The sequence below is a fragment of the Anaerocolumna cellulosilytica genome, assembly GCF_014218335.1.
Lineage (GTDB): Bacteria > Bacillota > Clostridia > Lachnospirales > Lachnospiraceae > Anaerocolumna > Anaerocolumna cellulosilytica.
In genome coordinates this window covers 537646-555850 of sequence record NZ_AP023367.1, presented here as the reverse complement: position 1 = coordinate 555850, position 18205 = coordinate 537646, and the positions used below count along the sequence as shown (strand labels likewise).

The following is an 18205-nucleotide window of genomic DNA, read 5'->3' as shown; positions in this document are numbered from 1 at the left end:
TCTTAGCGAACATATGATTGTGTAAAAAACTAGATTTCTAAAAAAAATTGTGATACAATGACTCTAATTGATTTTACAGGAAAGGAAACAGATAATGGAACAGTATACAGGAAGTCAAATAGTTGTACTAGAAGGTTTGGAGGCTGTTAGAAAGCGTCCGGGTATGTATATCGGAAGTACAGGCTCTAGGGGCTTGCACCATTTGATTTGGGAAATACTTGATAACGGTATTGACGAACATCTGGCAGGTTTCTGTACACAAATTAACATTATCCTTCAAAAAGATGGGGGTATTACTCTACAGGATAACGGGCGCGGTGTACCGGTGGACATACATCCGACTAAAGGAATTCCCACAGCACGTGTTGTTTATACCATACTCCATGCCGGTGGTAAATTCGGTGGTTCTGTCTATAAAGTATCCGGAGGGCTTCATGGAGTAGGTGCTTCTGTTGTCAATGCCCTCTCAAAGCGGATGATTGTAGAAATAAAACGTGAAGGAAAAATTTACCGAGATGAATATGCAAGCGGCGGACATCCTGTTACCGAGCTAGTGGATGGACATTTGCCGGTAGTGGGAAAATGCAATAAAAATGATACGGGTACAAAGGTCACCTTCTATCCCGATGATACTATATTTGAAACTGTTGAATTCAAAGCGGATACGATTAAGAAGAAGCTAAAGGAAATTGCGTTTTTAAATAAAAACCTTAAAATTATTTTTCAGGATCAAATTACAAAAGAGGAGGTTACTTATCTTGAGGAATTTGGTATAAAAAGCTTTGTTTCTTATTTAAACAGAGATGCCACTCCTCTGCACAGTGAACCAATTTATCTGGAGGGTCAAAGTGGTGATATTGAGGTTGAGGTTGCTTTTCAATACATAGATACCTACTCCGAACAGATTAATGCTTACTGTAACCGAATCAATGTAGTGGACGGCGGAACTCTGGTCACCGGCTTTAAAACGGCCTTAACCAGGGTTATGAACCAATACGCCAGAGAACTTGGTATCTTAAAGGAAAAAGATGAAAACTTCGATGGCAAGGATATCCGGAATGGTCTGGTTGCCATTATATCCATTAAGCATCCCGACCCTCAATTCGAAGGACAAACCAAGACAAAGCTTGGTAACACAGATGCCAAAAGTGCAGTGGATGAAGTATTTGCCGCAGAGGTGCAGAGATATTTTGATAAAAATGTAGAAGTTTTAAAAGGTATTTTAGATAACTCTCTAAAATCTTATGCCGCAAGAAAAGCTGGGGATAAAGCGCGTACAGCAGTACTAAAACAGTTATCCGATGTAGACACCAGAAGCAAGCTCGCTTCCTGTTCTTCTAAAAAAGCCGAAGAATGTGAAGTCTATATTGTCGAAGGTGATTCCGCAGGCGGAACCGTAAAAACTGCCAGAAACCGCAGAACACAGGCGGTTCTTCCACTCCGAGGCAAAATATTAAATGTAGAGAAATCAACCCTTGAAAAAATATTAGTAAACAACGAGATAAAATCTATGATTGCCTCCTTTGGCTGTGGTATCGGTGAAGATTTTGATATTAATAAATTAAAATACGGTAAAATCATTATACTTACGGATGCGGATGTAGACGGTGCCCATATCAGTACCCTTTTACTAACCTTTTTCTACCGTTTTATGCCGGAGCTAATCTACGAAGGAAAAATCTTTCGCGGACTTCCCCCTTTGTATAAAGTAGATTATGAAACTACCGTAAAAGGCAAGAAGAAAAAACAATCCGAGTATCTTTTTGATGACTTTGCGCTGGAAAAATTCCGTAAAAAAGAAGATCATAAAATTCTAAGCTTACAGCGTTATAAAGGACTTGGTGAGATGGATGCGGATCAGCTTTGGGAAACTACACTGAATCCGGAGACACGAATACTTGCTCAGGTCACAATTAATGATACCGTGGAAGCTGATGAAATAACCAATGTATTAATGAGCAGTAATGTGCCGCCACGAAGAAGCTTTATTATGGAAGAAGCCAGATATGCCAAATTAGATGTTTAATCAACCATAGAACTGAATCAACTTTTTAAAGGTTACCCAGGTTTACCACGTAGGACAAGCCTGGGTAAATCTAATCAAACCAAAATAAACTATAACTCTGCCTATACAGGAGGTTTACATGAATAAAAATACAGATAATACTACTGATACTATCGTCCAACTGGATTTCTCAGAAGAAATGAGAAATTCCTATCGTGATTATGCCTTAAGCGTAATCATCGCCAGAGCTCTGCCAGACGTCAGAGACGGTTTAAAACCCGTACAAAGACGTATCTTATATGCCATGAATGAATTAGGACTTGATCCAAAGAAGCCCCATAGAAAAAGTGCCCGTATTGTGGGTGATACCATGGGTAAATATCACCCACACGGTGACAGCTCTATCTATGACGCATTAGTGCGTATGACAGAAGACTATTCTCTCTCCATTCCTTTGGTGGATGGCCATGGTAATTTTGGTTCCATCGACGGTGACGGTGCTGCGGCTATGCGTTATACTGAGGCCCGTCTATCGCAGGGTGCTATGACCCTGCTAGAACATCTGGACAAAGGGTTAGTGGAGTTTATTCCTAATTTTGATGACAGCGAAAAAGAGCCTACGGTTCTACCTGCAATGATACCAAATCTATTAATTAACGGCACCACCGGTATTGCAGTTGGTATGGCTACAAATATACCGCCTCACAATCCTGTAGAAGTCATCGACGGCGCTATTGCCTGCCTGGACAATCCGGATATAACCACAGAAAAACTGATGAAATATATTCCGGGCCCTGATTTTCCTACCGGGGGCACTATTATAAATCAAAGTGATTTAGCCGGCATATACTCCACTGGAGAAGGAAAGGTTCGAATCCGCTCTAAAGTTGAAATAGAAAACGGGGAAAACGGAAGAAAAAATATTGTTATCACTGAGATTCCCTATACCGTAGCCGGTAATAAAATGAAATTAGTGGAAAGCCTGGCCACTTTAATGAAAGACAAAGTTTTTGATGAAATCTTTGATGTCAGAGATGAATCTTCCAAAGAAGGGATTCGTATTGTAGTTGAGGTCAAAAAAGACCGTGATATTGATAATCTCTTAAACGGTTTATATAAAAAGACCCCTATGGAAGATACCTACGGTGTAAACCTACTTGCTGTTAAAGATAAACAGCCTACTGTTTTCCAATTAAAGAGTTTATTACAAGAGTTCATACATTTTCAGGAAGAACTTTATACTAGGGAATTTAAACATTTATTAGAAAAAGCAGAAAACCGCCTTGAAATCGTAGACGGTTTAATCCAAGCTACTGATGTTATTGATTTAATTATTGAAATCTTACGAGGCAGCTCTTCCGTTAAACAGGCAAAAGGCTGTCTGACAGATGGAACTATTACCGATATTAACTTTAAGAGTGAAGCTTCAAAAAAACAGGCTGCTAGTCTAAATTTTACTGAACGTCAGGCTGATGCTATCCTTGCTATGCCTTTAAGCAAGTTAATTGGACTTGAAATATTAAAACTACACGAAGAGAATGATTCTTTATTAAAAAGTATAGATGAATACAAAACAATCCTTGGCGACCAGAAGGAATTACATAAAGTTATTAAAAATCGCCTAAAAGAGTACAAAAAGGCATTTAGCTTCCCAAGGCGAACTATTCTATGTGATGCTTCCAATACAGACTATGTAGAAGAAGTTAAGATAGAGGATATCTATGTACTCATTGACCGGTTTGGCTATACTAAATCTCTGGATACATCAAGCTATACCCGTGCCGGGGAGGATACCTTAAAAGAATACGCTCATATTATTCTAATGAAAAATACGGACAAACTATGTCTATTCACAGCAGAAGGAAATATGTACCAGATAAAAGCGTCCGCCATACCAAAATGTAAAATTAAGGATAAGGGAATTCTTATCCATAACCTTTGTAAAGTAGATAAAGAAAATATATTAATATATACATCCTTTGAGCAACTATTTGAGACTCAGCTAGTCTTTTCTACAAAGCTAGGATATATTAAACAAGTATCCGGTGTTGAGTTCGAAACAAATCGTTCCATGATATCTGCCACTAAGTTAGAAAGTGGTGATGCTGTTGTTGATATACTACTTTTGTCTGCCGGCGAAATTTTATCTGGTGACCAGAAAGTAATTGTATTAACAGAAAAAGGGTTATCCTTAGGATATGCTCTTAGTGAAGTCAGCGAAATGAAAAAGACCGGTCGCGGAGTAAAATCGATTGAACTGGATAAAGGGGATACGGTTGTATATACCGGTATTGTTAAGAATACAGAGGAAGCTTTCGTTTATAACGGAAAAGTCTTAAGTGCCAAAAAAGTCCGCAACAGAAAACGAGGGGCAAAAGGACAAAAGGCTCAGTTAGAATAAGCAATTTGCACAAAGTCAAAAGACTCCTGCTTTAATTTCAATGTGTAAGATATTTAGTTTTTCCTAAACGGTGTCAAAGATATCAGAAAACAGATAACTCGTTTCACTCTGACAAATCTGTTTTCTGGTATAACACAACTTATAAATTTAAAATAGGCAATTGCGAAACTGCTGTTTTTGTGTCGGAATCGCCTATTTCATAAAATTACAATTTTTAACATCAATCTACTATTTATCTGCTTCCTTTATCATAAGGAATTCCTTCTGCCCTGGGAGCTTGTGAATTCTTAGAAGAAAAGGCAAGAATAACTAATGTGGCAATATAAGGTATCATCTTATATACCTCATTGGATATAGGTAAGGTCTTTAAAAAAGGAATTCCGGAATAAGCAGAAGCAAAAGTCTTCATTATACCAAAGAAAAAAGCTGCTACTATAATTCTCTTCGTTCTCCATTGTCCGAATATGAGTACCGCTAGTGCCAGGAAGCCGTAACCAGCCACACTTGCATTAAAATTTGTAGAAGTAGGTACGATAAATACTAGTCCACCGATACCGGCAAGCGCACCGGATATGATGACTCCGGCATATCGAATTTTGTATACATTAATACCTACTGAATCTGCCGCCTGTGGATGTTCACCGCAAGCACGCAGTCTTAAACCAAATTTTGTACGGTTTATTACAACACCTGACATAATCGCTACAGCAAGTCCAATATAAGTTGTTACATATGCATTTTGAAATAATAACGGTCCAAGTACCGGAATATCTCCTAAAACAGGAACCTTTCTAATAAAGAAGGTATCTTTAAACTGAATCTGCTGAACGCCCTGAACCATTCTGGCTACGAATACAGCAAATGCAGGTGCAAATAAATTAAGTGCTGTACCGCTAATTGTCTGGTCAGCCTTTAAATTGATTGCAGCAAATGCATGAAGCAGAGAAAACACAGCACCGGAAACACCTGCTACCAATACTGCTATTAATAACAGCGGTTGTCCACTCATGCGGTTTTCTAATAGATGAATTACAGCTATACTAAAAAATCCACCCATAACCATAATACCCTCAAGGGCTATGTTTACAATACCGCTTCGTTCGGAAAACATTCCTCCCAATGCTACAATCAAAAGTGGAATAGCAAAAAACATTGTCTGCTGTACAATAAAATATAAAATATCCATCAGCCTTCCTCCTTTGTGGCACCAGAAGATTTCTTACCAAATCTTGCAATAAGATTTTTAAATAATAATGCAAACGCACCGCAATAAATAATTGCTGCTATAATAATATCAATTACTTCAGGTACAAAGTTATACAACTGGGTATTGCTTCCCCCAACTGTAATATGAGCAATAAACAGACCTGAAAATAGTATGCCGATAGGATTTGACATCCCAAGTAATGCAACAGAGATACCGTTAAATCCCTGAGGTGCCAATACATCCAGTACCTGAAGGTATTTACCGGAACCGGCTAAATATAATAATCCTCCGCCAAATCCGGACAGGGCTCCTGCAATAACCATTGAAAGAACAATATTTCTCTTCGCATTAATACCTGCATACTTACTGGCATCCGGACTAAGTCCACAGGCTTTTAATTCATAGCCAAAGGTCGTTTTATTTAATACAATATAGATTAGGACAACCATGAGTATCGCTATAAAAACACTGATATTCATATTGTTAGTACCAAATAATTTATCAAGTCCGGCTTTTGGTATAATTGCGGTCGGTGCTACCGGAACGGACTGGTTTTTAATAGGGTCATGAACGAATTTGACAATTAATATGTTAATCAAATACATACCGATATAGTTCATCATAATAGAGGTAATAACCTCATTCACATTAGCAATCGCTTTTAAAACACCGGGTACAATCCCCCACAGAGCACCTACTAAAGCTGCACCCAAAAGAGCCACAATCCAGTGAATTCCCCCTGGTAGAAAAGTCCATTTAACACCAATGTAGACTGCTGCAAAAGCACCACAGGTAAATTGTCCGGAGGAACCTATGTTAAACAAACCGGTCTTAAAAGCAAAGCCTACAGAAAGACCTGTTAATATAATTGGTGTAGCGAGATACAGTACCTGTCCAAGACCAGCCAGACCACTTGCAAAACCACCTTTTAAAATCATCACAAATGCAGGGAATGCTTCTTTTGCATTACTAATCAATAAAATTACCAGCCCAAAAAGAAGACCGGCAGCAATTGCCATAATGGCAGACAAAAAACTGTTACTGCCTTTACTGCTAAAAAAATTTACCTTCTTTTTCATTCATTTCCTCTTTCTAATATAAATTGAATTTTATTTTTCCCTCCAAAATCAAAACACTGCGTATATTGTTTTTGTATTTTATTTGGCTACGTATAAAACTTAGCTCAATTTATATAGCTTACTTTATTTGGTTTTTATATTACGTTTAGAGCCTGACATGTAAAGTCCTAGTTCTTGTGCCGTTACTGATTTGGGAGCTAAATCCGCTACAATTTCTCCCTCATACATAACAAGAATCCTATCACTGACCTCCATAACTTCATCCAACTCCAAAGAGACTAATAATACTGCTTTTCCCTCATCTCTTTGCTTAATTAACTGGCTATGGATATATTCAGCAGCACCGACATCCAGACCTCTTGTAGGCTGAACTGCAATTACCATATCCGGATTCCTATCAAGTTCTCTGGCAATAATAACTTTTTGCTGGTTACCACCGGACATGTCTCTTACGATTGACTCCTCACCCTGTCCGCTTCGAATGTCATATTGGGCTATTAATTTTTTTGCATATTCTTTTATTGCTCCAAACCGTATAAAACCATTTTTTTGAAACCTGGTCTTATAGTACGTTTGCAGTACAGCATTCTGCTGTAATGTATAATCTAACACCAAACCATGTTTGTGCCTGTCCTCCGGAATATGAGCCAAACCATCCAGGCATTTTTTACGTATGGACTCTTTTGTAATATCTTTTCCGTTTAGTACTACCTGCCCTCTTTGAATCGGTATAAGTCCGGTTATTCCATAAACAAGCTCTGATTGACCATTTCCATCAATACCGGCTATACAAACAATCTCACCTTTTTTCACCTGAAATGATACATCATTAACTACATTTTTATGACTTGCCTTCGAAATGACCGTTAAATCCTTTACTTCCAGTACAGTATCACCAGTCTTTAAATCTGCTTTATCCAAGTGGAAGTTAACTTTACGTCCTACCATCATTTCAGACATAGTTTCTTTTGTAGCTGTATCAACATCAATTGTTCCTATATATTTTCCCTTTCGTAATACAGTACAACGATTTGCTACGGCCTTTATTTCATTTAATTTATGGGAAATAAAAATAATAGATTTACCTTCATCTACTAGATTTTTCATTATTTTCATCAATTCGTCAATTTCCTGAGGTGTCAATACTGCGGTTGGTTCGTCAAAAATCAAAATATCATTATCGCAATAAAGCATTTTAAGAATTTCAACCCTTTGCTGCATACCTACCGTAATATCCGAGATATACGCATCCGGATTAATTTTTAATTTATAACGTTCACTGAGTTCAATGACTTTCTTTCTAGCTTCATCCATCTTCAGGAAACCACCTCTTACTGTTTCCCTACCTAGGACAATACTTTCTAAGACTGTAAAATTATGCACCAGTTTAAAATGCTGATGCACCATTCCGATACTTAGGTTGTTGGCATCGTTGGGGTTATTAATTTTAACAGGTTTTCCATTGATTTTGATTTCGCCTGCCTCTGCTTGATATAAACCAAATAACACACTCATTAAGGTAGATTTTCCAGCACCGTTCTCGCCTAGTAGTGCATGTATTTCTCCTTTTTTCACACATAAGGTGACATCATCCAGGGCTTTAAAATTACCAAATACCTTAGTGATATGATTCATTTCAATAACATATTCCATTACAGTCCTCCTAAGCATCCTTTTAAAAATGAGGGTACTTTTGGGGCACCCTCATTGTATTTCCTTATGCTTTTCTATCTATATAAGCTCACTACGATTATTTAACAACTTCTACTTTAACTTCATCCGTAGCTAAACCGCTTGCATCTTTTATAGCTGTACCGCTTGCATCTACAGCAGTCGTATCATTATAGATTGTAACTTCTTTGTTCAGAACTTTCGCATAGATTGCATCATAATCAGCTTGTGTAAACTTAATAAATTTAGAAGTTTCCATAGGAAGCTGTACACCTTCAGCACTTGCATTTAAGGATACAGAAGTGCCGCCAGGGAATGAACCTGCATAGTAAGCTACAAGTGCATCATACACAGATTTCTTTAAGTTCTTCATAGAAGAAGTGATCACTGTTGCAGATTCGGAAGACTGGTCTACGTCAACACCGATAACTTTTTTATCAGCAGTCTCTGCAGCTTTCATTACAGAGTTACCAACTGCACCACCGCAAGCAAAGATTACTTCTGTGCCTTCATTGTACCAAGCTGCTGCCTTTGCCTGATTATCGGGAGTTGCATCAAAGTTTCCTACATATGTGTATTTTACTTCTACCGCATCTTTTGCTAAACCTAATTCTTTTGCAGCATAATCAACGCCTTGTACAAAACCGTATCCAAAACGGATAACCGCAGGAACTGCGATACCACCCATAAAACCTAATTTGGTATAACCCTCTTTTACTGACGCATAACCCGCTAGGAAACCTGCTTCTTCTTCTGCGTAGAAAATAGAGTAAGTATTTTTCTCAATTTGAACATTATAGTCACCACTATGAGGTGCACCATCTAAAATAACAAAGTTTACATCAGGATATTTGGTCTGTGCCTGGAAAATAGGTACTTCAAATAAATAACCAGGGCAAACAATCACTTTAGCACCAGCCTTTACTGCTAAATCAATGGATACTAAGTAAGCATCATCGGATTTTTCAGTTGGCTTGTAGTATTTGTAAGTTTTTCCGTTTTCTTTCGCATAGGCTTCAACACCTTCCCAGGAGCCTTGGTTAAAGGATTTGTCATCAATCGTTCCTACATCTGTGATTAAAGCAATTTCAAACTGGCCTTCTGTGGAGCCTGCTGCTTCTGTTGGTTCACCTGCCGCTTCTGTTGGTGTTCCTTCTGTCGGTGTTCCGGTGGTTCCATCACTACCGGTATTGTTTTTGGTTCCACATGCAGCTAATGAGAATACCAATGTCAGTGTTAATGCTGCACTTAAAGCTTTCTTAAATAATTTCATTTTCATTCCTCCCATAAATTTAGGTGATATTTTCAAACGTATTTTCCATGAGAAACTATGGTTAGTTTGTCCGAAAATCCCCTTTCTTATTTAATGATACTTTGGGTATATCGCAAATTGACCGGCGACATCTCCGTTAATAGAAATAACTATACATAACAAACGCCTTTGTTTGAATGTTAACTACACATAACGTTATGATCTTTCTGCATGAACAAAAACTTAGGCAATCTCCAATGCTATCTTCATCATGTTGTGGAAACTATTCTGTCTTTCCTCTGCTGTCGTAGCTTCTCCTGTTACAAGAGAATCAGAGATGGTACAAATAGCTAATGCATTCTTGCCTGCTCTTGCTGCATTCATATAAAGCGCAGCTGCTTCCATTTCTACACAAAGAACACCCATTTTAGCCCACTTCATGGTGCCTTGTGAATCATCGTAAAAGTTATCTGATGATAAGAAATTACCTACTTTGTAATTAACCCCCATGCCCTCTGTAACTTCCACTGCTTTTTTCAATAATTCATAGGAGGCCACGGGAGCATAAGTTCCCGGTAATTCAAACTGATTTACATAACTGGAATTTGTGCAGGCTCCCATACCAAAGGCCACATCTCTGATTTTTAAATCCGGATGCATGGAACCAGCCGTTCCGATACGAATGATATTATCAACCTCATAAAAATGAAATAATTCATAGGAATAGATACCGATAGATGGCATACCCATACCGCTCGCCATTACAGACACCGGTTTTCCCTTATAAGTTCCTGTATAACCGTTTATTCCACGAACAGGATTTATTAAAACTGCATTCTCTAAATAGGTTTCTGCTACAAATTTTGCTCTTAAAGGATCCCCAGGCATTAATACTGTCTTGGCGAAATCCCCGACTTTAGCTGCTATATGTGGTGTTGGTGTACTCATTTTGACTTCCTCCTGAAAACTTTTGTTATGCAATGTTTTATCGTAATGGTTACTCTCTATAAATGTCAATTATAATTTATAATATAAAATAACCTTACGAAGTTTCTAATAATAATTAATATAAGTAAATCAAGCATTAAAACAATATTTTTAATCACACTGATTATGCTGAGATTCTTTTTCTTAATACTCTTTTGCCAACTTGCCTTTTATTAAATTAACAGCAGAGCTAGTACCGATTCTTGCACAGCCCTCCTTAATAAAAGCCTCTAAATCTTCTACACTCTTAACTCCGCCGGCTGCCTTAATTTTAACGTCCGGTCCGATATTTGCTTTAAATAAACGAACGTCCTCTAAGGTTGCTCCTGCCGTGCCAAAACCGGTAGACGTTTTTATAAAGTCTGCGCCTGCATTTGTTACAGCCTTGCACATTGCCACTTTTTCTTCTTCTGTAAGATAACAGGTTTCAATAATAACCTTTAAAACCTTATCTCCGGTGATTTTTTTCAGTGCAGCAATCTCTTCTTCTACTTTTTTATAATCACCGTTTTTCACATCGGTTATATTAATTACCATATCGATTTCAGAGGCACCGTCTTCTAACGCCTGACGGCATTCAAAGACCTTTACCTCTTTCGTACTATACCCTAAAGGAAATCCAATAACGGTACAAATTGCCAGCTTGTCCCCATATTCCTCATGAATGCGCTTTACATAGGAGGCAGGTATACAAACAGAAGCTGTCTTGTACTCAACTGCTTCATCACAAAGAATTTTAATATCATCCCAAGCTGCCACGGCTTTTAATAAGGTGTGGTCAACATATTGTAACAAATCTAATTCGCTCATAGCTGTCCTTTCATAAAACCGTTTCTTATAATTATGCACAATGAAAAACAGTCGATAGACATAATATAAATATAAAGTTTCAATGATTACTGGTCATTTTATTATGGTTATATTGTTATCGGACTGTTTCTTTTTTTATAATCTTTTACCTGTTTTAACAACACTACACAAAGCCATGCTGCCATCCCAGTTACCTGGTAATATAGTCCTGCCTTCTGTCTCACTTTATAAATCGTATTATCATTTGGAACAGGCTCTTCAAAAGATTTTACAGTTTTATTATGTATTTTTTCATTATTTATATACTACCACTATCCAATATGCTACGTCAACTTTTTTTTGTTTTACTTCTCACATTTTTTAGCTTTTTCTCCTGCTTACATAAGTTTTTTAAGTGAATTATGTTTGACTTTAAAATTATAATATATATTTATTTCATAAATGTTGAATATATATCCACAAAATGTTATAATACTAACATATGTTTTACAATTTGTTTTACTTTCTGCCAATAGTATAACAATCATCAGATAACTGTATACTGATTTGCTAATAATAACACCGGTTCGGATATGTAACAGCAAAACAGTGGAGATGATTGTTGGAATCACTGGTTAAGTTGTATTTACTTATATTTCCAGTGATTATTTTTCGGATAAATATCCTATCTTTGTAGTACATTTCATATATCAATCTCCAAAGTATGTCTGAGAACTACTTATTTCAGAAGAAACATTCCACATTGTGGGAAACCAAGATACGATTTTATGGTTGAACTTGAATTAACATAGGAAAGGAATACCGTAGGCTAGTATACTGACATGTTGGTGCTTAGAAATAACCTGAATTAATTTTTATTCTGCAAGACAACTGTATGAAGCTTAGTGGTGGCTATGCTGAATGACAACAATGCAGCAGATGAAACTTCGGCAAGTTATTTGGTAGAAACAATTGTGTCAATATACCAATTTACGGTACTGCGATGGGTGTAATTAATGAGCAAAAAGACAGACCGTATAAACCAACTAATCGATATAATCAAATTAAGAAATGGAGCCTCTGTAAAAGAACTAGCCTCCTTATTAGGTGTATCGGAAATGACCATCCGCCGGGATTTAATTGTCTTAGAACAGAATAATATCGTAAATAATGTCTATGGTGCCGCTATTTATAATCCAGCTCATAAGGAAACAGCAGACTCCTGCTATGAACTAAGCAATGCTAAATCTTCTCAGGATATGGAAAAAAATAAAATTGGTGCTTTTGCTGCTTCTTTGATTCAACCCGGTGATATCGTAGTAATCGATACCGGCTCCACAACAGAAATGCTGGCTGAGAATATTGATGATACGCTAAATGCCACCGTCTTGTGCTTTAATGCAAATATTCTTAATTCCTTAAGACATAAAGAACATCTCTCTCTTATCTTCTCCGGCGGCAGATACCATCCTAAAACCCAAATGGTTGAAAGTGCCGAAGGTATTGAATTAATTCAGAGCATGCGGTTTAACAAAGCTTTTATCTCCGCCGCAGGCATCCATCATAACCTGGGGGTAACTTGCGTATATCACTATGAAATTGCCACAAAAAAAGCCATCTTACAATCTTCTGTTGAAAAAATACTGCTTCTTGATTCTAGCAAATTCAATCAGGTAAAGCCTGCCTATTTTGCTAACTTGGAGGACTTTGATGTGATAATAACAGATAATTCCCTTCCTGCCGACTGGCGGAAACAAATTGAGAATGCCGAAATAAAATTATATCTGGTTGATTAAGTTGACCCGCACCTGTTGTACTCGTACAGAAAGCAGTAGGTTTAAACATCTTCAACATGGCCGCAAAATTTAATAATTACTAGTAAAGTTCAATTGACAAAACTCCATATATACAGTATGTTATACTTAGTGTGCACGAGCACACATTCGAAAATCAAACTGACCAAAGGTCAAACACTTTATACTGATTCACGTAGAATATAAGGAGGAATTACAGATGGTTAATATACCTGTAGTCAAATTAGGAATCGCAGCTGTATCCAGAGACTGTTTTCCAATGACATTATCAGAATCAAGAAGAAAAGCCGTTGTAAAAGAATATCAGGAGAAATACGGAGAAATCTATGAATGTCCAACCTGCATCGAAAGTGAGGTGGATATGAGAAAGGCTTTAGCAGAACTAAAAGAAGCCGGTTGTAATGCACTGGTAGTATATCTTGGAAATTTTGGTCCTGAAACAGCAGAAACCTTGTTAGCTAAGGAATTTAATGGTCCGGTTATGTATGTAGCTGCTGCGGAGGAAACTGGTGATAACTTAGTGGGAGGCCGTGGCGATGCTTACTGTGGAATGTTAAATGCCAGCTATAATTTAAAGCTTAGGGAAATCAAGGCTTACATACCAGAATATCCCGTTGGGGATGCCAGCGATTGTGCTGCCATGATTTATGATTTTGTTCCAATGGCGAGAACTATCATAGGATTACAGAACTTAAAGATTATCGGCTTTGGACCAAGACCCCAGGATTTCCTTGCTTGTAACGCACCTATTAAGCCCCTTTACAGCCTCGGTGTAGAAATTGAGGAGAACTCAGAGCTGGATTTATTCGAAGCATACAAAAAACATGACGGCGACCCCAGAATTCCTGAGGTTGTAAAAAGCATGGAAGAAGAACTTGGAAAGGGTAATAAAAAACCTGAAATCCTAGCTAAGCTTGCACAATATGAACTCACCTTATTAGACTGGGTAGAAGCTCATAAAGGTTCCAGAGAATACGTTGCTATCGCGGGAAAATGCTGGCCTGCTTTCCAAACTCAGTTTGGATTTGTTCCCTGTTACGTAAACAGCCGATTAACTGCCATGGGAATTCCGGTATCCTGTGAAGTGGATATATACGGAGCCTTAAGTGAATTTATCGGTACTTGCGTAAGCCTTGATACGGTAACCTTATTAGATATTAATAACACTGTTCCAAAGGATATGTATGAAGAAGATATTAAGGGAAAATTCAATTATAACTTTACCGATACCTTTATGGGCTTCCACTGTGGTAATACTGCTGTAGATAAACTTTCCTTCTGTGAAATGAAATACCAGATGATTATGGCAAGAAACCTTCCCGAAGAAGTAACCCAGGGAACCCTGGAAGGAGACATTATTCCTGGGGATATCACCTTCTTCCGTCTTCAAAGCACAGCAGATGCAAAACTACGTGCTTATGTAGCTGAGGGTGAAGTACTGCCGGTTAAAACCAAATCCTTTGGTGCGATTGGTATCTTTGCTATTAACGAGATGGGCAGATTCTACCGTCATGTACTGATTGAGAAAAATTATCCTCACCATGGTGCAGTAGCCTTTGGTCACTACGGCAAGTTGATATTCGAAGTACTCAAATATCTTGGGGTAGAGGATATCGGTTTCAATCAACCTAAAGGAATGCTTTATAAAAATGAAAACCCTTACGCATAATCGTAATAGGTAATTGTAAGCATTGATTTATAAACTTATAAAGCTGTTGGCATCTAATAGTATAAGTAATGAGGCAGAGAATTACTACATGCATGAATTAGTTTCTTGATGTAGTATTCTCTGCTAATAAAAATATTGTAGGAGTAAGTATGGCTGTGACAATTCGGCAAATTGCAGAAATAAGTGGTGTTTCCAGAGGTACCGTAGACAGAGTACTAAATAACCGGGGACGGGTAAACCCTGCAACAGAAAAATTAGTTCGTAAGGTTGCTGACGAACTTGGTTACCAACCCAATGTGGCAGGAAAAGCTCTGGCCGCCATTAAGAAAAACTTTATTATTGGTATCATACTATCCTCTGAAGGAAATGCATTCTTTGATGATGTCATAGCAGGAATAAGACAGGCCGAAAAAGAAGCTGCAAGTTATGGGATTCAAGTAGTTCTTAAAACTATGAAGGGCTATGATGCATCCGTTCAGCTTTCCTTAATACGAGAACTAAAAGCCAACATTCATACTCTAATTCTACAGCCTATTAATGACGAAAGTGTTGTACAGGAAATAAATTCTTTATCAGAGCAGGATATACCCGTTATTACTCTAAATAACGATATTCATAACAGCCGCCGCCTCTGTTATGTAGGCAGTGATTACTTTAAAAGTGGTGAGACTGCCTGTGGCTGCCTGGGGTTACTAACCAGAGGTAAAGCCAATATAGGCATTGTTACGGGTTCTGTTAAAATACTTGGGCACAACCAAAGAATACTTGGTTTTAACAGCATTCTGGAAAGAAAATATATGGATTTTTATGTAGCTGATATTATCGAAACAAATGATGATGACCAGCAAGGTTATACCCAAACTTTAAAAATGTTAGAAAATCATCCGGAGATTAATGCGTTATATATTGTTGCAGCAGGTGCTGTAGGTGTCTGCAAGGCAGTCACCGAGCTGGGAAAGGAGATGGCTATAGATATAGTTGCTTGTGATACCACGCCCGCAGTCAAAGAATTGATACAACAAGGGCTTATTAAAGCTACCATCTGCCAGCAGCCTTATGTACAAGGTTACCAGTCTCTAACCCTTGCTGTAGAATTTTTAATTCACGGAGCTATTCCAAAACAAGAATATTATATTATTAACAGTGAAATTAAAATACCGGAAAATTTATAATAGCTTCCCCTTATTTATTACGGCACACACGAAATCCCTGATCAGGTCCTGTTCCACTGGCTTCGAACTTACCCCGATAAGACACTTCACAACTTACAATATCTCCAATCCAACCGCCACCCTTCCATACCCGGAAAAATCCTTTCTCAATTTCACTATCTTCATACCAGTTAAAACACCACTCCCTTACATTTCCCGACATATCATAAATTCCCAGCTCATTTGGCTTTTTCGTCCCAACGGGATTGGTTTTATTCTTGTTTCCCTCAAGGAGAGACCAGTTCCAGTCGCCTGATAAGTATTCCTTACCGGCGTTCCTAAAATACCACGCTACCGTCTCTCCATTATTACTTCCACTATATGTATAACTTTTACTCATCTGTCCACCACCGGCAGCATATTCCCACTCTTCTTCTGTCGGCAAGCGGTAACCATTGGCCCCCTCATTGATAGTTATTATCCATTTTAATGTATCATACTCACTTTTATTATCTGTATCTTCCTTCTCTGTATCTATAGTATAATAGGGAGATAATCCTTCCTTTACACTTCTTTTATTGCAATATGCGATGCTGTCATACCAGCTCACCATTTCGACCGGCAGATTGTCTCCTTTAAATCCTGAAGGATTGTTATCCATTACTTCGGCCCACTCCTTCTGGCTAACTTCATATTTACCCATATAAAAGTCAGATATTGTTACTGTCTCATTAAAATAGTTTGAGTTGGTATTTACAAAAGTGCCGCCTTTAATCAGTACAAAGCTCTCCTGCTTTTCTCCATCACATCCCCAAGCAGTCACCATTACAATCATTAAAACTAACAGTACAATTATTCGTTTTTCCATGATAACCTCCTATCACTGCTAATGGTTAACTGATTTAACAGTGTTGTATGATAATATTCAAATAGTATGTAGGTAAGTAATACATTAATATATTTATTTGTCTGCTATGAACAGACTACCATCACTCCTTTTACTAGGAGTTGATTACCAAACCGTTACATTGGCATAACCACTGCTCTGATAGCCTTCTACACACAATGCTTGATAGGACCAGCTGCTCCCCAAATTCATGCCTTTGCTTCTCCATGCATTAACATGATTGCTAAAATTAATTTGGACATTGCTTCCAGTAGCCCTTTTGGACTGTCTCACACTCCAAAACTGCTGAAATGTCTGAGTACCATCTATTGACGGTGCATTGTAGCGCATTGTTGTATAAATGTCATAGTTAGCTCCATCACTATACACTGTACCTTTGTGTGTTCCGGTCGGTCTATAAGTACCCCAGCTGTCAACCACGTAGTATTCTATTAGAGAATTTCTTGTCCATCCATAGAACGTCAAATATCCATTTCCAGACGGCGAAAATGCACCTGCATTATAGTTAACGACTCTAGAAGCAGTACCGGCATTCCACCCTTTCCCCGTAACGAAGTTACCACAGTTTGTCCAACTAACGCTGTAATTGCCGCCAGAACCATTGGTAGCATTTACTGTGCCACCGCCATCCGTCCAATTCTGCCAATAATCCGTAGCCGCATATGCAGTTCCTGCAAACATACCGGTAAAACTCATTGCCATTGCTAAAAATAACGCCAATACCTTCTTATTTAACTTCCTCATAATAAACCCTCCTAAATTATAGTTTTGCTAGATACTACTTACCTACATACTATACGAATATTACCCTTAACCTCCCCTCCTCTAAAAGGTAATCAATCATTAAAATAGATAAAGAAAAAATGTTAAAAACACATGTGTTATATACAAATTACAATGCACAGATTGAACCAGTTTACTTTCCTATAAATTTATATTCATTATGATACAATGGGATGTGTTTATATCTGTAACTGAGATTAGCTGATTACGGTTTAACTGCATGATTCCAAGTATATAAAACCAGAAACACTTTACGATAATCGCTGTAGATGAAAAAAGAAGAATATATTAATATAATTATACTTATAAATACATGATAGCAGAATTGTATATATTTGTAAATGCTTTTGTCTTCTTACAAGGATTAAATAATTTATAGTACTATGGCTCAGGAATTCTATAAATCTTCATTCCAAATTCATACGAATGTGATATAGTATTCTTACTTAGTGTACCAATGTTGCTATTAGTATAAAATAAATAATAAATT

At 37.6% G+C, this 18205-nt stretch carries 13 protein-coding genes; 5 read left to right on the top strand and 8 right to left on the bottom strand.

Translation table 11 applies throughout. From position 1 onward, the window contains the following. Window positions 1-94 precede the first annotated feature (94 nt). Both acsn021_RS02520 and acsn021_RS02515 read left to right on the top strand, forming a co-directional pair. A complete protein-coding gene (locus acsn021_RS02520) occupies window positions 95-2026 on the top strand; it encodes a DNA gyrase/topoisomerase IV subunit B (RefSeq protein ID WP_184092652.1) in 1932 nt (643 codons plus the stop codon). 118 nt (window positions 2027-2144) lie between these two features. Beyond that, on the top strand, window positions 2145-4406 hold the full coding sequence (locus acsn021_RS02515; RefSeq protein WP_184092653.1) for a DNA gyrase/topoisomerase IV subunit A: 2262 nt from the start codon (window positions 2145-2147) through the stop codon (window positions 4404-4406). 232 nt (window positions 4407-4638) lie between these two features. On the opposite strand, the gene acsn021_RS02510 is transcribed toward acsn021_RS02515, so the two are convergent. From acsn021_RS02510 to deoC, 6 genes are all read right to left on the bottom strand, one after another. Next, window positions 4639-5592 carry an ABC transporter permease gene (locus tag acsn021_RS02510; RefSeq protein WP_184092654.1) on the bottom strand — a complete coding sequence of 318 codons (954 nt, stop codon included), beginning with the start codon at window positions 5590-5592 and terminating at the stop codon, window positions 4639-4641. Beyond that, a complete protein-coding gene (locus acsn021_RS02505; RefSeq protein WP_184092655.1) occupies window positions 5592-6692 on the bottom strand; it encodes an ABC transporter permease in 1101 nt (366 codons plus the stop codon). Before acsn021_RS02505 ends, acsn021_RS02510 begins: the two co-directional genes overlap by 1 nt. 123 nt (window positions 6693-6815) lie before the next feature. After that, complete coding sequence (locus acsn021_RS02500; protein ID WP_184092656.1) at window positions 6816-8345, bottom strand: ABC transporter ATP-binding protein; 1530 nt, start codon at window positions 8343-8345, stop codon at window positions 6816-6818. A gap of 97 nt (window positions 8346-8442) precedes the next feature. After that, the gene (locus tag acsn021_RS02495) at window positions 8443-9642 is read right to left on the bottom strand and encodes a BMP family lipoprotein (protein ID WP_184092657.1); all 1200 of its coding nucleotides are present in this window, start codon (window positions 9640-9642) and stop codon (window positions 8443-8445) included. 216 nt (window positions 9643-9858) lie between these two features. Further along, entirely contained in the window at window positions 9859-10563 is a 705-nt protein-coding gene (gene deoD / locus acsn021_RS02490; protein ID WP_184092658.1) for a purine-nucleoside phosphorylase, read from the bottom strand. A 183-nt stretch (window positions 10564-10746) separates the two neighbouring features. Continuing rightward, entirely contained in the window at window positions 10747-11412 is a 666-nt protein-coding gene (gene deoC / locus acsn021_RS02485) for a deoxyribose-phosphate aldolase (RefSeq protein ID WP_184092659.1), read from the bottom strand. Between the two features lie 995 nt (window positions 11413-12407). On the opposite strand from deoC, the gene acsn021_RS02480 reads away from it, so the two are divergent. The 3 genes from acsn021_RS02480 to acsn021_RS02470 all read left to right on the top strand — a co-directional run bounded on the left by acsn021_RS02480 (window position 12408) and on the right by acsn021_RS02470 (window position 16046). Beyond that, window positions 12408-13187 carry a DeoR/GlpR family DNA-binding transcription regulator gene (locus acsn021_RS02480; RefSeq protein ID WP_184092660.1) on the top strand — a complete coding sequence of 260 codons (780 nt, stop codon included), beginning with the start codon at window positions 12408-12410 and terminating at the stop codon, window positions 13185-13187. Between the two features lie 217 nt (window positions 13188-13404). Next, window positions 13405-14874: an L-fucose/L-arabinose isomerase family protein gene (locus acsn021_RS02475; protein WP_184092661.1), complete on the top strand. Its 1470-nt coding sequence runs from the start codon at window positions 13405-13407 to the stop codon at window positions 14872-14874. Window positions 14875-15023: 149 nt separating this feature from the next. Next, window positions 15024-16046: a LacI family DNA-binding transcriptional regulator gene (locus acsn021_RS02470; RefSeq protein ID WP_184092662.1), complete on the top strand. Its 1023-nt coding sequence runs from the start codon at window positions 15024-15026 to the stop codon at window positions 16044-16046. Window positions 16047-16056: 10 nt separating this feature from the next. On the opposite strand, the gene acsn021_RS02465 is transcribed toward acsn021_RS02470, so the two are convergent. Further along, window positions 16057-16893 (bottom strand): formylglycine-generating enzyme family protein, encoded by an 837-nt coding sequence (locus acsn021_RS02465; protein ID WP_184092663.1) that lies wholly within the window; start codon window positions 16891-16893, stop codon window positions 16057-16059. Between the two features lie 144 nt (window positions 16894-17037). Beyond that, window positions 17038-17676, bottom strand: coding sequence for a glycoside hydrolase family 11 protein (locus acsn021_RS02460; protein ID WP_184092664.1), 639 nt, complete (start codon window positions 17674-17676; stop codon window positions 17038-17040). Between the last annotated feature and the right edge of the window lie 529 nt (window positions 17677-18205).

Excerpts from the sequence above, each read along its gene's own strand:
- acsn021_RS02520 (WP_184092652.1), top strand. The coding sequence starts at position 95 with ATGGAACAGTATACAGGAAGTCAAATAGTTGTACTAGAAGGTTTGGAG.
- acsn021_RS02515 (WP_184092653.1), top strand. The coding sequence starts at position 2,145 with ATGAATAAAAATACAGATAATACTACTGATACTATCGTCCAACTGGAT.
- acsn021_RS02510 (WP_184092654.1), bottom strand. The coding sequence starts at position 5,592 with ATGGATATTTTATATTTTATTGTACAGCAGACAATGTTTTTTGCTATT.
- acsn021_RS02505 (WP_184092655.1), bottom strand. The coding sequence starts at position 6,692 with ATGAAAAAGAAGGTAAATTTTTTTAGCAGTAAAGGCAGTAACAGTTTT.
- acsn021_RS02500 (WP_184092656.1), bottom strand. The coding sequence starts at position 8,345 with ATGGAATATGTTATTGAAATGAATCATATCACTAAGGTATTTGGTAAT.
- acsn021_RS02495 (WP_184092657.1), bottom strand. The coding sequence starts at position 9,642 with ATGAAAATGAAATTATTTAAGAAAGCTTTAAGTGCAGCATTAACACTG.
- deoD (WP_184092658.1), bottom strand. The coding sequence starts at position 10,563 with ATGAGTACACCAACACCACATATAGCAGCTAAAGTCGGGGATTTCGCC.
- deoC (WP_184092659.1), bottom strand. The coding sequence starts at position 11,412 with ATGAGCGAATTAGATTTGTTACAATATGTTGACCACACCTTATTAAAA.
- acsn021_RS02480 (WP_184092660.1), top strand. The coding sequence starts at position 12,408 with ATGAGCAAAAAGACAGACCGTATAAACCAACTAATCGATATAATCAAA.
- acsn021_RS02475 (WP_184092661.1), top strand. The coding sequence starts at position 13,405 with ATGGTTAATATACCTGTAGTCAAATTAGGAATCGCAGCTGTATCCAGA.
- acsn021_RS02470 (WP_184092662.1), top strand. The coding sequence starts at position 15,024 with ATGGCTGTGACAATTCGGCAAATTGCAGAAATAAGTGGTGTTTCCAGA.
- acsn021_RS02465 (WP_184092663.1), bottom strand. The coding sequence starts at position 16,893 with ATGGAAAAACGAATAATTGTACTGTTAGTTTTAATGATTGTAATGGTG.
- acsn021_RS02460 (WP_184092664.1), bottom strand. The coding sequence starts at position 17,676 with ATGAGGAAGTTAAATAAGAAGGTATTGGCGTTATTTTTAGCAATGGCA.